Source organism: Enterobacter sp. DC1, assembly GCF_000568075.1.
In the GTDB taxonomy this organism is placed as follows: domain Bacteria; phylum Pseudomonadota; class Gammaproteobacteria; order Enterobacterales; family Enterobacteriaceae; genus Enterobacter; species Enterobacter asburiae.
In genome coordinates this window covers 714,381-730,021 of record NZ_AZUA01000001.1, presented here as the reverse complement: position 1 = coordinate 730,021, position 15,641 = coordinate 714,381, and the positions used below count along the sequence as shown (strand labels likewise).

Annotated in this window: 13 protein-coding genes; 4 read left to right on the top strand and 9 right to left on the bottom strand. The window is 57.7% G+C overall.

Translation table 11 applies throughout. From position 1 onward, the window contains the following. Positions 1-32: 32 nt before the first annotated feature. Positions 33-1,625, bottom strand: a complete 1,593-nt coding sequence (malX, locus tag P346_RS17975) for a maltose/glucose-specific PTS transporter subunit IIBC (protein ID WP_032657698.1) — start codon at positions 1,623-1,625, stop codon at positions 33-35. 177 nt (positions 1,626-1,802) lie between these two features. On the opposite strand from malX, the gene P346_RS17980 reads away from it, so the two are divergent. Then, positions 1,803-2,831 (top strand): Mal regulon transcriptional regulator MalI, encoded by a 1,029-nt coding sequence (locus tag P346_RS17980; RefSeq protein WP_032657695.1) that lies wholly within the window; start codon positions 1,803-1,805, stop codon positions 2,829-2,831. Positions 2,832-2,956: 125 nt separating this feature from the next. Here the strand turns inward: P346_RS17980 and P346_RS17985 are convergent, their stop codons facing one another. Continuing rightward, positions 2,957-4,489 (bottom strand): YdgA family protein, encoded by a 1,533-nt coding sequence (locus tag P346_RS17985; protein ID WP_032657692.1) that lies wholly within the window; start codon positions 4,487-4,489, stop codon positions 2,957-2,959. Between the two features lie 282 nt (positions 4,490-4,771). After that, on the bottom strand, positions 4,772-5,956 hold the full coding sequence (manA, locus tag P346_RS17990) for a mannose-6-phosphate isomerase (protein ID WP_032657690.1): 1,185 nt from the start codon (positions 5,954-5,956) through the stop codon (positions 4,772-4,774). Positions 5,957-6,155: 199 nt separating this feature from the next. Between manA and fumA the strand changes: the two genes are divergently transcribed. Together fumA and fumC are read left to right on the top strand one after the other, a co-directional pair. Continuing rightward, positions 6,156-7,802 (top strand): class I fumarate hydratase FumA, encoded by a 1,647-nt coding sequence (fumA, locus tag P346_RS17995; RefSeq protein ID WP_032657687.1) that lies wholly within the window; start codon positions 6,156-6,158, stop codon positions 7,800-7,802. 182 nt (positions 7,803-7,984) lie between these two features. Then, on the top strand, positions 7,985-9,379 hold the full coding sequence (gene fumC / locus P346_RS18000) for a class II fumarate hydratase (protein WP_032657685.1): 1,395 nt from the start codon (positions 7,985-7,987) through the stop codon (positions 9,377-9,379). Here fumC and tus read toward each other — a convergent pair whose 3' ends face one another. From tus to rstA, 4 genes are all read right to left on the bottom strand, one after another. Beyond that, complete coding sequence (tus, locus tag P346_RS18005) at positions 9,380-10,309, bottom strand: DNA replication terminus site-binding protein (RefSeq protein ID WP_032657682.1); 930 nt, start codon at positions 10,307-10,309, stop codon at positions 9,380-9,382. Between the two features lie 73 nt (positions 10,310-10,382). Next, the gene (gene rstB / locus P346_RS18010; protein ID WP_032657679.1) at positions 10,383-11,681 is read right to left on the bottom strand and encodes a two-component system sensor histidine kinase RstB; all 1,299 of its coding nucleotides are present in this window, start codon (positions 11,679-11,681) and stop codon (positions 10,383-10,385) included. After that, positions 11,678-12,016 (bottom strand): hypothetical protein, encoded by a 339-nt coding sequence (locus tag P346_RS0121435; protein WP_443112208.1) that lies wholly within the window; start codon positions 12,014-12,016, stop codon positions 11,678-11,680. Before P346_RS0121435 ends, rstB begins: the two co-directional genes overlap by 4 nt. Positions 12,017-12,266: 250 nt before the next feature. After that, complete coding sequence (rstA, locus tag P346_RS18015; protein WP_021241154.1) at positions 12,267-12,983, bottom strand: two-component system response regulator RstA; 717 nt, start codon at positions 12,981-12,983, stop codon at positions 12,267-12,269. 128 nt (positions 12,984-13,111) lie between these two features. Between rstA and P346_RS18020 the strand changes: the two genes are divergently transcribed. After that, positions 13,112-13,447, top strand: a complete 336-nt coding sequence (locus tag P346_RS18020; protein ID WP_032657676.1) for a GlpM family protein — start codon at positions 13,112-13,114, stop codon at positions 13,445-13,447. On the opposite strand, the gene folM is transcribed toward P346_RS18020, so the two are convergent. Together folM and P346_RS18030 are read right to left on the bottom strand one after the other, a co-directional pair. Then, positions 13,444-14,166, bottom strand: coding sequence for a dihydromonapterin reductase (gene folM, locus P346_RS18025; protein ID WP_032657672.1), 723 nt, complete (start codon positions 14,164-14,166; stop codon positions 13,444-13,446). The genes P346_RS18020 and folM overlap by 4 nt on opposite strands. Before the next feature lie 39 nt (positions 14,167-14,205). Beyond that, positions 14,206-15,588, bottom strand: a complete 1,383-nt coding sequence (locus P346_RS18030; RefSeq protein ID WP_032657670.1) for an amino acid permease — start codon at positions 15,586-15,588, stop codon at positions 14,206-14,208. Positions 15,589-15,641 lie beyond the last annotated feature (53 nt).

Here is a 15,641-nt window from a genome sequence, read left to right as displayed (position 1 = left end):
GTAAAACCCCCTCATGAGAGGGGGCTGAGGCATCAGGCTTCAACTGTTCGCATCAGGGTGGCCAGCTCATCCTTCACCGACTGGACCTGCGGGCCGATAACCACCTGCAAATTGTGCTGATTTAACTGTACCACGCCGATGGCCCGGTTGGCTTTCAGGGCGTTGGTATCCACTTTTGACATATCCGCCACCGACAGACGCAGGCGGGTGATGCAGTTATCCAGCGAGGTGATGTTATCCGCGCCGCCCAGCGCCGCCAGAATGGCCGGTGTGTTGTAGCCGGATTTGCCCACGGTCCCGGCAACCGCCTGTTCAACGCTGCTCGCCGTATCGGTATCGCGGCCAGGCGTTTTCAGGTTAAAGCGGGTGATGGCGAAGCGGAAGATACCGTAGTAAACCGCAAACCAGATAGCCGCCACGACCGGCACCAGGTACCACTTGGTGGACAGGCCGTGCAGGATCCCGAACACCACGAAGTCGATCACGTTGCCGTCGGTGTTGCCGATGGTCACGCCCAGCACCGCCATCACGGTAAAGCCCAGACCGGTCAGCACCGCGTGGATGAGGTACAGCACCGGTGCGACGAACAGGAACAGGAATTCGATTGGTTCGGTGGTACCGCCCACGACGCAGGCGATCACGCCGGAAATCAGCAGGCCTTTAATTTTATGACGGTTTTCCGGGCGAGCGCAGTGGTACATCGCCAGCGCGGCACCCGGCAGGCCGCCGAGGAAGGCAGGCATTTTACCCTGAGACAGGAAGCGGGTGGCGCTTTCGGAGAAGCCGTGGGTAGTCGGGCAGCTCAGCTGCGCCTGGAAGATGGTCAGCGCGCCGCTCACGTCGTGACCGCACACCTCCATCGTACCGCCCGCTTCGGTGAAGCGAATCAGGGCCACCAGGATATGCTGCAGGCCAAACGGCAGGAGCAGACGCTCGCCGGTGCCGAAGATCATCGGACCGAAATCTCCCGCGCCGTTGATGATGCGGCCAATGCCGTTGATGCCCATCGCGAAGACCGGCCAGATCAGCGGAATGATCAGACCAAACAGGCCCATCACCACCAGGGTGATAATCGGCACGAAGCGGGTACCGCCGAAGAAGGCCAGGGCATCCGGCAGCCGGATATTATGGAAGCGCTCGTGCAGCATCCAGATAATCACACCCGCGATCACTGCACCGAGGATCCCGGTATCAATAGACTGGATGCCGATCACGCTCTGAATGTTGTTGGCTTTCAGCACGGCGGCGTCGGTGGTCGGCAGAATGCCTTTCGCGGTCAGCCAGAAGTTAACCGCCAGGTTCATCACCGCGTAGCCCACAAACCCGGCAAACGCCGCGACGCCTTTGTTCTCACGGGCCAGACCCAGCGGGATAGCGATACAGAACATGACGGGCAGGAAGCTAAACGCAAAGGAGCCGACTTTACTCATCCAGATGAAGATCGCCTGCAGCACCGGGGTACCGAGGAACGGGATCAGCGTGATGACGTCTTTACTGCTCAGCGAGCTGCCGATCCCGAGCATGATCCCGCAGAACGAGAGGAGTGCCACGGGCAGCATAAAGGTTTTACCCAGTTGCTGGAAAAATTCCCACGGCGATATTTTTTGTGCTGCTTTCGCCGTCATAAAACGACTCCTTTATTGTTAAAATCAGTTTGTCTGCTTCAATGCTGCGAGAAGATAAAACGTTTTATCAAAGTTTAGTGCGCGCTAAATCACATTCTCAGGCTTTGACTGGTAGTATAAAGATAACGTATTGATAAAACGTTTTACCGATCTCATTTCAGGGAGTCACGCCAACACATGGCTGTAGCGAAAAAAATCACCATCAACGATGTCGCGCTGGCGGCGGGCGTTTCCGTCAGCACCGTTTCTCTGGTGCTAAGCGGAAAAGGGCGCATCTCTCCTGCGACCGGTCAGCGGGTGAACGAGGCGGTTGAACAGCTGGGTTTTGTGCGTAATCGCCAGGCGTCGGCGCTGCGCGGTGGGCAAAGCGGAGTGATTGGCCTGATTGTTCGCGACCTGACGTCACCTTTTTATGCGGAGCTGACCGCCGGGCTAACCGAAGCGCTTGAAGCACAGGGGCGGATGGTCTTTCTGCTTCACGGCGGTCGCGAGGCCGATCAGCTTCTCTCCCGGCTCGATATGCTGCTTAACCAGGGGGTGGACGGGGTGATCGTCGCCGGAGCGTCGGGCGTGGGCAGCGAGCTGTGCGAGCGCGCCGCCGAAAAAGGCGTGCCGCTGGTGTTTGCTTCGCGCGCCAGCTACCTGGACGAGGCCGACACGCTGCGCCCGGATAACATGCAGGCCGCACAAATGTTGACCGAGCATCTTATTCGTCGCGGGCATCAGCGCATCGCCTGGCTGGGTGGGAAAAGCTCGTCCCTGACCCGCGCCGAGCGGGTCGGCGGCTACTGCGCGACGCTGATTAAATACGGCCTGCCGTTCCACAGCGAATGGGTCGTGGAGTGTGAATCCAGCCAGAAGAAAGCGGCGGAAGCGATAGGCGCGCTGCTGCGAAGCAGTCCGACGATCAGCGCCGTGATTTGCTACAACGACGTGATTGCCATGGGCGCCTGGTTTGGCCTGATCCGCGCCGGGCGTCAGAGCGGCGAGGGCGGGGTGGAAACCTTCTTCGGCCACCAGGTGGCGCTCGGGGCGTTCGCCGACGTCGGTGAAAACGCGCTCGACGACCTGCCGATCGTCTGGGCCACCACCCCTGCGCGGGAGATGGGCTACACCCTGGCGGACAGGATCATGCAGCGCATTGACAATACGGATGTCCAGGCCGGGCACCAGATTGTGGCGGCGCGGCTGGTGAGGGTGAAGTAATCTCCGCTGCACATCGCCCGGCGGCGCTTCGCTTGCACGGGCCTATAAAGGCTCGGGATCGTAGGCTGGGTAAGCGTCAGCGCCACCCGGCAATAAAAAACCCCTCATGCGAGGGGTTTTGACGTTTACTGCTGCGGTGCCGCCGGTTCGGCTGGCGCTGCCGGTTCAGCCGGTTCCGGCATCCCCAGCGTCGGCATACCAAACATGCCGACAAAGTCTTCCAGCGGCATCTTGTCGCCGTTAAGCGTTACCTGGCCGTTGGCGTACTGCAGGCTGGTGGAAATCGTGTTGTTTTCCACTTTGGTGATGCGGAACATCTGGCCCATGGCCGCCAGACCTTTCACCTGCTGGTTCGCCAGCTTGCCGGCGTCTTCATCGCCGTAGCCTTCCAGCTTCGCAATCTGGGTCATAAACTCGGTCGCCATATCCATCGGGATGGTCAGCTTGCTGTCGAGCGACTTCACGCTGCGATCCACTTCCTGCGCCAGCGTCTGCGGTTCACCCGTTGCGGCTGCCGGATCTTTCAGGAACAGAGACAGGTTAAAGCTGGTTTCGCCTTTGCTGTTTTTCCAGCTCAGCGGCGCAACGGTAACCACCGGCTCGCCTTTCAGCAGGATAGGCAGGTTGTTGAACAGTACTGCCATCGCCTGCTGCTGGTACACCTCAGGGTTCTGCTGCAGCGCGGCATCGGTCAGCAGCGCCTGGCTCTCTTTGCTGTATTTCTGGCTAAACTGGTGCCACGCCTGGCCGTCGATATTGCCGATCTTCAGCGACAGTTTGCCGGTGCCCAGATCCTGATTCTGCACCTTCAGGCTCTTCAGCGTGTAATCCAGTTGGGTGTTGATGCTCTTACCGTCTTTAGAAACGTCGGATTTGCCGTTGACGTCCATACCTTCAAGCACGGCCATCTCTTTGCCTTCAACCGCAATGGCGACTTTATCGAGAGACAGTTTCTGATCGCCGATACGCTCCTGGAAATCGGTCATTCGGCTGTTGCCGTCGGCTTTCAGGTTGTTGAAGGTGAGCTGAACCTTTTGGTTATATTCGTTCACCGCATTGACCAGGCCGCTTTCCGCTTCACCCGTCAGGGAGAACACATTTCCGTCTCGGTCAGCGTCAAGTTTGAAGTGGCCGCCGCTGAAGGCGACTTTCTCATTCTCTTTCTCGTAGTTCAGCGCTTTCAGGGCAATATCGGAGCTCGTGTCACCGGCATAGCTAATTCGGGTATTAATGTCGAAAGGCGATTCATTCTTCGCCAGGTCAAACAGCGGTTTGGTGACGTCGTTATTCACCAGCACGGTATGAACAGAAGCCATCGACGGGATCAGGTTAAAGGACTTCAGCTGCGCCAGCGGCAGCGGACCGTGGCTCACCACCTCGTCCAGCACCACGCTCTGGCCCGGTTTCAGCCAGCCATTTTCAGCACCGGCCACCGGCTTCACCACCAGCTGCATACGGCTGGTAAACACGCCGCGATGATAGTTCTGGTAGCTCAGCTCAAGGCCCGCCTCCGGCGCGCTGCGCTTAATCTCTCCGTTAGCCTGCGCCACCATCTCAGCCAGACGGCCTTCCAGCTGTTTCCCGGTAAACCAGGAGGCACCCGTCCAGACCACGCCTAATGCTACAATCACTCCAACCGCTACGACCGATTTTTTCATTGCGACTATCCCTAAAATGAAACCAGGCGGTAAAAACCGCCTGGAGATATTAAGCCTGCAACTAGCTTAGCAAGAGTTGTTAAAAAAATCAGTAAGTCCCTAATACCCGTCATACTTCAAGTTGCCTGTGCGTTGGCTTGACTCGGCCTGTGGCCTCGCCCCTTCGGGGCCAGCGCAAGCGCTGTTCAAACTGGCAAAGCCAGTTTGTCCTCGCTCACCCCAGTCACGTACTTATGTACGCTCCTGGGGATTCGCTGCGTCGCCGCCTTCATGCAACTCGAATTATTTAGGGTATAGCTTATTGAAAACGCGCGCCAGGCGACCGGTGCCGCTTACGCTGACCGGAGATTCATTGGCTGCAACGAATGCTGACTCACCGGGCTTAAGCACCAGACGCTGTTCACCTTTGCGTAGCGTCGCTTCGCCCTCCACGCAGAACAGAATCGCCGCGCTCTCCTGCGCGATGGCGGTTTCGGCCTGGCTCAGGTCGTGCAGGGAAAAAGCAAAATCTTCAACCGGAATCGGGAAGTCCAGCTCTGCGCCGTGTTTCACCGGCTGAGTCAGCAGCTCCGCGGCAGGTTTTGCTACAAACTTCACGTTGGCAACCAGCTCAGGAATATCGATGTATTTCGGCGTCAGGCCCGCGCGCAGCACGTTATCGGAGTTGGCCATTACCTCCAGCGCCACGCCCTGCAGGTAGGCGTGCGGGGTTTCGGCAAACAGAAACATCGCTTCGCCCGGGTTGAGCTTCACCACGTTCAGCAGCAGAGGAGAGAACAGGCCGCTGTCGTCCGGGTAGAATTCGGAGATCAGACGGATGGTCTCCCAGGGCTCACCCTGCTGGCTGCCCAGGGCCGCTTTCAGCACCGCCAGCGCGTGAGATTTCTCTTCACCCTGCATATTCAGCAGGCTGGCAAACAGCTGGCTCAGCGCGTTCGCGTTCGGGTTTTCAAGGAAGTGGGCGATAGCCTTGTGGGCACCCGCGACCGGTTGCAGCAGGGAAACGATCTCTGAAAACTCGCGGAACGCGTTCATCGCCAGGAACGGGGTCAGCGCAAAGACCAGCTCCGGCTTGTGGTTAGGATCTTTGTAGTTACGCTCGGCGGCGTCTAACGGAATACCCGCCGCGTTCTCTTTAGCAAAGCCGATTTCAGAGGCTTTCTTGTTCGGGTGAACCTGGATGGAGAGCGGCTGGTCGGCGCACAGCACCTTAAACAGGAACGGCAGTTCGCCGAAGCGGTGAGCGACTTTGTCGCCCAACAGCGCGGCTTTATCGGCATCAATCACGTCACGCAGGCTGCGTACCTGGCCGCTGGCGTCTTCAATTTTTGAGCTGCTCTTCGGGTGCGCCCCCATCCACAGTTCTGCCATCGGCAGGTTGTTCGGGTTCGCGATACCGTAGAGATCCGTTAACGCAGTTTTACTTCCCCAGGCGTAGTTTTGCACTGAGTTAATGAGTTTTTGCATTATCAAGCCCTGATTCAATTGTGGAATTAACTCCGGGTATTAAAGCAATAAACCTCATGGAAGTAACCTGTGGATGTAAAAAGTCGTACTAGTCTCAGTTTTTGTTAAAAAATTGTGTAGGATAAGCTGACTCGCTTTTAAGCCGGGCAGCGGAACATCTGCCCTGAATAAACAGACCGAAGCAGTAAGTGAGAGACCAATGTCGAATAAACCCTTCCATTATCAGGATCCTTTCCCCCTCAGTAAGGATCACACCGAGTATTACCTGTTAACCCGCGATCACGTCTCCGTCTCTGAGTTTGAAGGACAAGAGATCCTCAAGGTTGATCCGCAGGCGCTGACGCTGCTGGCGCAGCACGCTTTCCACGACGCCTCGTTTATGCTCCGCCCGGCGCATCAGCAGCAGGTTGCCGATATCCTGAGCGACCCGCAGGCCAGCGAAAACGATAAATACGTTGCCCTGCAGTTCCTGCGTAACTCAGACATCGCGGCGAAAGGTGTTCTGCCAACCTGTCAGGATACCGGTACGGCGATCATCGTCGGTAAAAAAGGCCAGCGCGTCTGGACCGGCGGCGGTGACGAAGCGGCCCTGGCGCACGGCGTCTACAACACGTACACCGAAGATAACCTGCGCTATTCGCAAAACGCGGCGCTGGATATGTATAAAGAGGTCAATACCGGCACCAACCTGCCTGCACAGATCGATCTCTACAGCGTCGACGGTGACGAGTACAAATTCCTCTGTATCGCCAAGGGCGGCGGTTCCGCCAACAAAACCTACCTCTACCAGGAAACCAAAGCGCTGCTCACCCCGGGCAAGCTGAAGAACTACCTGGTTGAGAAGATGCGCACTCTCGGCACCGCGGCGTGCCCGCCGTACCATATCGCGTTTGTGATTGGCGGTACGTCGGCGGAAAGCACGCTGAAAACCGTCAAGCTGGCCTCAACCAAATACTACGACGGCCTGCCTACCGAAGGTAACGAGCACGGCCAGGCGTTCCGCGACGTGCAGCTTGAGCAGGAACTGCTGGAAGAGGCGCGCAATCTGGGCCTCGGGGCTCAGTTTGGCGGCAAATACTTTGCCCACGACGTGCGCGTGATCCGTTTGCCGCGTCACGGTGCCTCCTGTCCGGTCGGGATGGGCGTGTCCTGCTCTGCGGATCGCAACATCAAGGCGAAGATCAACCGCGAAGGCGTGTGGATCGAAAAACTGGAAAACAATCCGGGCAAATACATCCCGGAAGAGCTGCGTAAAGCGGGTGAGGGTGAAGCGATTCGCGTCGACCTGAACCGTCCGATGAAAGAGATTCTGGCGCAGCTTTCGCAGTACCCGGTCTCGACCCGTCTCTCGCTGAACGGCACGATTATCGTGGGCCGCGACATCGCGCACGCGAAGCTGAAAGAGCGTCTGGACAATGGCGAAGGGCTGCCGCAGTACATTAAAGATCATCCGATCTACTACGCCGGCCCGGCGAAAACGCCGGAAGGCTACGCGTCCGGCTCGTTAGGCCCGACCACGGCGGGCCGCATGGACTCGTACGTTGACCAGCTGCAGGCCAACGGCGGCAGCATGATCATGCTGGCGAAAGGCAACCGCAGCCAGCAGGTGACGGACGCCTGCCACAAGCACGGCGGCTTCTACCTCGGCAGCATCGGCGGCCCGGCAGCGGTGCTGGCACAGGGCAGCATCAAGAGCCTGGAGTGCGTGGAATACCCGGAACTGGGTATGGAGGCGATCTGGAAAATTGAAGTGGAAGACTTCCCGGCGTTCATCCTCGTGGATGACAAAGGTAACGACTTCTTCAAGCAGATTCAGTCGTCCCAGTGTTCGGCGTGTGTGAAGTAATTCTGTAAATTGCCGGGTGGCGCTGACGCTTACCCGGCCTACATTCTCGTAGGTCGGGTAAGGCGAAGCCGCCACCCGACACCAAAAAGAGCGCACAAAGCGCCATATCGTTTCCCAGAAGTCATCAATACTTATCCCTTAAGCATGTGAGCAATCCCTCTTTTGTTATCAAGGAGAAAGTAATGACCACGGTACGCCATGAGAAAGATTCGATGGGCGCCATCGACGTTCCGGCCGACAAGCTATGGGGCGCGCAAACCCAGCGTTCGCTGGAGCATTTCCGTATCTCGACTGAAAAAATGCCCGTCTCGCTGATTCAGGCGCTGGCGCTCACCAAACGCGCAGCCGCGAAAGTGAACCAGGATTTAGGCCTGCTGACGGCAGACAAAGCGACCGCCATCATCAACGCCGCCGACGAAGTGCTGGCGGGTAAGCATCCCGATGAATTCCCCCTCGCCATCTGGCAGACCGGTTCCGGCACCCAGAGCAACATGAACATGAATGAAGTGCTGGCAAACCGGGCCAGCGAACTGCTGGGCGGCGTACGCGGCATGGAGCGTAAGGTCCATCCGAACGATGACGTCAACAAAAGCCAGAGTTCTAACGACGTCTTCCCGACGGCGATGCACGTGGCGGCGGTAATTGCTATCCGCGAACAGCTTATCCCGCAGCTTAACGTCCTGAAATCCACGCTTAACGAGAAAGCGCAGGCCTTCCGCGACATCGTCAAAATTGGCCGTACGCACCTGCAGGACGCCACGCCGCTGACGCTCGGCCAGGAGATTTCCGGCTGGGTGGCGATGCTGGAACATAACCTGAAGCATATTGAGTACAGCATGCCGCACCTGGCGGAGCTGGCGCTCGGCGGGACGGCGGTCGGGACCGGGTTAAACACCCATCCAGAATACGCGGTACGCGTGGCGGAGGAGCTGGCAAACATCACCGGACAGCCGTTCGTTACGGCGCCCAATAAGTTTGAAGCGCTGGCGACCTGCGATGCGCTGGTCCACACCCACGGCGCGCTGAAAGGGCTGGCGGCCTCGCTGATGAAAATTGCCAACGATGTGCGCTGGCTGGCCTCGGGCCCGCGCTGCGGCATCGGTGAAATCAGCATCCCGGAAAACGAGCCGGGCAGCTCCATCATGCCGGGTAAAGTGAACCCGACCCAGTGCGAAGCCATGACCATGCTCTGCTGCCAGGTGTTGGGCAACGACGTGGCCGTCAACCTGGGCGGTGCGTCCGGCAACTTCGAGCTGAACGTCTATCGCCCGATGGTGATCCACAACGTTCTGCAATCGATTCGTCTGCTGGCGGACGGGATGGAGAGCTTTAACGAGCACTGCGCGGTAGGGATTGAGCCGAATCGCGAACGTATCAGCCAGTTGCTCAATGAATCCCTGATGCTGGTGACGGCGCTGAATACCCATATCGGCTACGACAAGGCCGCCGAGATCGCTAAAAAAGCGCATAAAGAGGGGCTGACGCTGAAAGCCTCCGCCCTGGCGCTGGGCTATCTCACGGAGGCAGAGTTCGACGCCTGGGTTCGTCCGGAGGCGATGGTCGGCAGCCTGAAATAGTTACCCCGCCACGTACAGGTGCAGCCGCGGAATAATCAGCTGCAGCGGCTGCGCCTGAGGCCGGTAACGGTGCTGGACATTGTCCGCATCGTAATTCAAAAGCTCACCAATATCCGGCACGATGGCCCCCCGATCGGTATCATAAAGCGCAATCAGCGGCGTAGGGCAGGCATACTGAACCTGTTTTTGCTGTCCGGAATACCAGACGCGGGCGATAGGCTGCACCTTCACCGGACGCTTTATCTTGAGGCGCGCGTCCGCCGGAAGCGAGGCGATGCTGTGGTACTCCTGCTCCAGGCGCTCAATCCACTGCTCGCGTGACCACGGTGCGACGGTGCGCGGCGTCTTCAGGCTTTTTTCCAGCTGCGCCAGAATCTCATCCCGGGTGAAGTTTTTAATGATGTGCTTATTCGCCCAGCCGAAGCGCAGCGTGGCGGGGTGACGCAGTACCGTCAGCGTGCGATAGGCGTTCAGGGTAATCAGCCCCGGAAGCTGACGGTGCACCCATTCAAACCGGGCGGCTGGGGCGAGGCCGGACTCTTCGGTGATGATCTTTTCAAAGGCCGCTTTCAGGGTGTTGATATGGGTAATCTTACTTTCCAGCGCGTCGCGCGTTGTCCCATCGGTTTGCAGGCAGATCACGCCGGGCAGACGCACGGCCGCCTTACTGCTGCGGTTTTCTGACTGCTGCTGGATAAACAGGCGGCGATAGTGCTTCAGCGCCAGCTCAAGGGCGGCGCTGCCGATGTGCTGTTCAACCTGGATGGCGTCCAGCGGGTCGTGCTCGGCCCCTTTAGCCACCTCGGGCAGGGTAAAGACGCGTGCGGCCAGCAGGCGGCAGGTCTGCAAACGTTCGGTCAGGGTCAGGAGCTCGTGTTCTATTTCCCGAAACGTGCTGTTCAGCCGTTCGAGGAGATCGTAGGTCGCCATAAGCACTCTCGTTAGTTACAACATACTTATGATATAGCACAGCACGCCGGGTCAGGCCAGCGTGCGGTTGAGGTCAGGCAGGGACGGGAAGGGCGATGTTATGGTATACCGGCCAGCTAAAGCAGAAGCGCGCGCCGCCGAGCTCGCTCTCTTCGCAATGCACCGTGCCGCCCATCGCCTGCGCGATAGAGTAAACAATCGCCAGCCCCAGGCCGCATCCGCCAGTGGCGCGATCGCGGCTGGGGTCGAGGCGGACAAACGGTTCAAACACGGTTTCTCGCGCTTCCGGGGCAATCCCCGGACCGTCATCCTCCACCGTCAGGCTGGCCTGATTGCCCTGCAAATCCAGCCCAATCTGTAGCGTACTTTCGCTGTAGCGCATGGCGTTGTTCATCAGATTGTCCAGCACGCGCTCCATCAGTCGCATATCGAGCGCGCCGTAATCACCCGGCGTGACGCGCGTTAACAGCGTGCGCTGCGGGTTCACGCTCTGAACGTCATCGATGTGGGTTTGCAGCCAGGCGGGAAGGTCCGGCGTGCTGAGGTTCAGCTCGTTTTGCGGGCGATCGAGGCGCGCGTAGGTTAGCAGCTCCTCAATCAGCCCTTCAAGCTGGCCAATATCGCGGTTAAGCGCCTGAGACTCCGCGTCCGTCAGATTCTCGCTCATCTCCAGACGATAGCGCAGGCGAACCAGCGGCGTGCGCAGCTCGTGCGCTATTCCGTCGATCAGCTGCTTTTTACTGGCGATCAGGGCATTAATGTTATCGGCCATCTGGTTAAAGGCCACGCCCAGGCGTTCAAAGCTGGAACCGCTGTCGAAGTGAATGCGTTCGGTAAAATGTCCCTCGCCAAAACGCTGCGCGGCGGATTCCAGCTTCAGCATGTCCTGCCAGTGCGGGCGCATCCAGATAAAGACCGGAAACGCGAGCGAAATGGCGATAAAGGCCATCAGCGCCATGTCCAGCAGACGCATCTGGTGCAGATAATAGAGATAGGGCACCGGCCCGACGGCCAGCACGTAATGGCTGCGCGGAATACGCTGGATAAAGGTGTATTTCTCATCCAGCGCGACGATGTCCCCGTCGCGCAGGCGCTGCATGGCGGGCGGATCCAGCTCAAAATCTTTTAACGGCTCGATGCGTAAATCGAACGACAGGTTCAGATCCAGCTCTTTGAGGGTTTTCGCCCAGTCGTGCGGCGGGATCTCTCTCAGCTCGCTGCGCATCAGATAGAGCGAGCTTTTCATCAGATCGTCCAGCGACTGCCTGCCCGCACGTTCGGCGGTGAATTTATAGACCAGCCCGACCAGCATGGTCATGACCAGGAAGCAGACAAACAGCAAAAGATAAAACTGCACAAACAGCTTTTTCATTGGATCTCACCGAGGAAACGCATTGTGCAGAATATACATGAAAACCCGTCGATATTTTCATGTCTGTGAAGCGTATTACGTGGCTTTCGCGCTGTTTTTACCTTGGCGATGAGTGTTTCCGTTAAGGCCAGTCCTTCCGCAATGTGCATATCAATCACATCGGTCCCAAATTCGTTAATTAAATCCAGGAGAATTTCGTAAGACTGGATGAGTTCAAGGAGATCAAAGAGCGCTTTCCGATCGGCGCGTGAGGGGGAGGAATGGCTAAGCGCTGCCTGATTAACAATCCATTCAAGATTGGTTTTGATGGCTTCTACCTGACTGTAGCTATACATATTTCATGGGCTTAAATCCTCATATCAAGATTTTATGGGAGAGGTATCGTGAGAGCTTCACGGTAAAAATGAGTAAAACGGTCGCAAGAGCGGGGCGAGCTGAAAAAAGGAGAGTCGAGAAGGTAATTATGGAATAGTTTGCGTGCTTAGCAAGTCAATTGTTGCGCAAACGTAAAAATAAACGCGCGAAAGAAGGGCATCGTCGCGCAACGCCTTCATTTCGCACGGGTTGTCTTATCGGGAGACGCGATCAGGTTTCCCAGGCGTGCGGGGCAAACAGGTAACCCTTATTACGCACGGTTTTAATGCGGTAGGGCTCGGTAGCGTTATCCTGCAGCTTTTTGCGCAGGCGCGAAATTGCCACGTCAACGCTGCGGTCCATTCCGTCATAGCTCACGCCGCGCAGGTTTTTCAGCAGCGCGTCTCGGTCCATGATTTGCCCGGCGTGCGTTGCCAGCTCCCACAGCAGGTCAAAATCTGCGGTGGAGAGGGCGATAAGCTCGCCAGAGAGCAGTACCTGGCGGTTAATGGGGTCAATAGACAGCGTACCGAAGCGCATCGCTTTGTGCGGCGTCAGCGACGGCGCGGGCGCTTCGCGCTCGATGCTGGCGTGCTGGCGCAAATGCAGGCGCAGGCGTGCAAGCAGGACGGCAGGCGGTGTGGTTTTCAGAATGTAGTCATTGGCGCCCATCTCCAGCGACAAAATGTGGTTCATATCGCTGTCCAGAGAGGTGAGCAGGACGATAGGCCCCTCCCACCGGGCGCGCAGGTCACGGCAGAGCGTCATGCCGTCTTTGCCTGGCAACATGATATCCAGCAGTACCAGATCCGGGTTTTCACGGACGACCACCTCTTCGGCGCGATCGCCGCGAGGTTCAACAATGACGTCCATATCATGTTTACCCAGATAGGCGGCGATCAGTTGCCCGACCTCGGGTTCGTCTTCAACATAAACAATCTTATTCATACAGCGTCTGTTTTCGTGAAAAAAGCCAACATACACCGCGAAACCTTAACCTTCCATTAATCTTTCAAAATTAACGCCGGTTCCGTTATTCTGGCTCATATTGTGAGTTGATTATTCCAGGGAAAAATATGGGGCTGGCGATCAAAGCCGCGCTGGGCGCGCTGGTGGTGTTACTGATTGGCGTTCTGGCAAAAACGAAAAACTATTATATTGCCGGGCTAATCCCGCTGTTTCCGACCTTTGCGCTAATTGCCCACTATATCGTGGCTTCTGAGCGGGGCACGGAAGCATTACGCACGACCATCGTGTTTGGCATGTGGTCTATCATTCCGTATTTTCTCTACCTGCTTTCGCTGTGGTATTTCACCGGTTTTCTGCGTCTTCCCCTGGCGCTGAGCGGGGCGGTGGCCTGCTGGGGACTCAGCGCCTGGGTGTTAATTTTCTTCTGGAGCCGCTTTCACTAGCGCAGCGGTCGGCCGCCGTCCACGGCAAAGGTTCTGCCGGTGACGTAGCAGCTGGTGAGCAGGTAATCCACAAGGTCGATGACCTCTTTCTCGCCCGGGGCGATTTTCATGAGCGACTTATTCAGCGCCTGCTGGCGATACTCCGCATCATCGTTTTCGTTAAACAAAATCATCGCCGGAGCGATGGCGTTCACCTTCACCTCGGGCGCGAGCTTGCGGGCAAACGAGCGCGTCATGTTATCCAGCGCGGCTTTGCTGGCCGCGTAGGCGATGTGCTTGTCGCTTCCGCGCTCCACCACATAATCGGTGAAGTGAATAATGTCGCCCGCAGCGTGCCCGTGGCCGCGCAGCAGGTCCTGCAGAGCGTGGTTAAGCAGATAAGGCGCATTGACGTGGATCTGCAGCATGGCGGAGAGCGTTTCGCTGAGTGACGTACCGGGTTTTTCGGCACGCCATGCGCTGGCGTTATGGATCACGGCGCGCAGCCCCGTCGTGGTGGATTTCACCTCTTCCGCGAAAGCCAGAATGCCTTCATCGGTTGAAAAATCAGCCTGAATGCAGACCGCCCCGGCTTTGCGTAACCCTTCAATCGACGGATATTCCGTACGGTAGCTGACAATGACCGGATGGCGAATGTTGAGAAAGTGATGGGCGAGGGCGAGGCCGATACGGCGACCTCCGCCGGTAATCAGTATTGGGCGAAGCGGTGCATTTCCCATCGTATTCTCCTTTACAGTTCAACAATGGGAAAGGCGATGCTATCCCATTAACATCCAGGTTGCCGGCAGGGCAGCAACCAGTAACAGTCCAATTAATGCCATCTCACGGCGTTTCAGCGCGTTCTCCAGCTGATGCGTGCGGCGGGCATAGATAAACACCAGCAGACCCGGTGCGTACAGCACCACCGACAGCAGCAGATGCATAGGCCCGGAAGCATACAACAACCACAGGCCGTAAATACAGGCTCCGACACCCACGACATAATGCGCCGGGCGTGTGGCAATTTTTAACAGATACGCACCCACTAAGAAATAGGGTACCAGAATCATCTCCGAGGCGATGGTCAGCAGGGTGTTATAGTCTGAACCTGTGAGCCAGATCAGCACCAGACAGACCTGAACGCTGATGTTGGTCAGCCAGAGCGATGCCGACGGCGCGCTGTTTTGGTTTTGACGGGCGAACAGGCGTGGAAACGCCTTGTGCGTCGCGGCCAGGAACGGCACTTCAGCCGCCATGATGGTCCAGCTCAGGTAAGCGCCGCAGACGGAGACGATCAGCCCTGCGGCAATCACCACGTCGCCCCAGGGGCCGAGCATTTTCACCATCAGGCCAGCCATTGACGGGTTACGCATTTCAGCCAGCTCAGGACGCGCTACCACGCCCAGCGACAGCAGCGTCACCAGCAGATAGACCCCGAGCGCAGCCAGTACGGCCAGCAGCGTGGCGCGGCCTACATCGCGTTTATTCCGGGCCCGGGCAGAAACCACGACCGCGCCTTCAACGCCGATGAATACCCACAGGGTAATCAGCATCGTGTTTTTCACCTGCTCCCAGACGGGAACGCCCAGCGCAACGCCGCTGAAATCAAGCTTGAATACGTCCAGACGGAACGCAATAAAGGCCAGAACGATAAACAGGCCGAGCGGAACCAGTTTCGCCAGCGTCGCCACCAGGTTGATGCTGGCGGCCGTTTGTACGCCACGCAACACCAGCCAGTGGACGAACCACAGCAACACCGAGGCGCCCACAATAGACTGCCAGGTATTTCCGTCGCCAAAGAAGCGCAGCTCAGGCGTATCGGTAAAGAAACTGAGCGCCGAGAAGACAATAACCAGATAGGAGACGTTGGCGATAACCGCACACAGCCAGTATCCCCACGCGGAACAGAAGCCAATCAGCTCGCCGAAACCTTCACGCGCATAGGTGAAAATGCCGCCGTCCAGGTCCGGGCGAATGCGGGTGAGCAGCAGCATGGCGAAGGCCAGCAGCAGTATTCCGACACCCGTAATGCCCCAGCCAATCATGAGCGCGGAAGGGCTGGCGACGGCCGCCATATTTTGCGGCAAACTGAATACGCCCGCACCCAGCATTGAGCTTAAAACGAGTGCAGTCAGAGCACTCAGGCCAAGTTTCTTTTCCATTGGCTTCCTGTTATGAAAGGTCAAAATCCAGAATAATTATTTCGCTCAGGCGC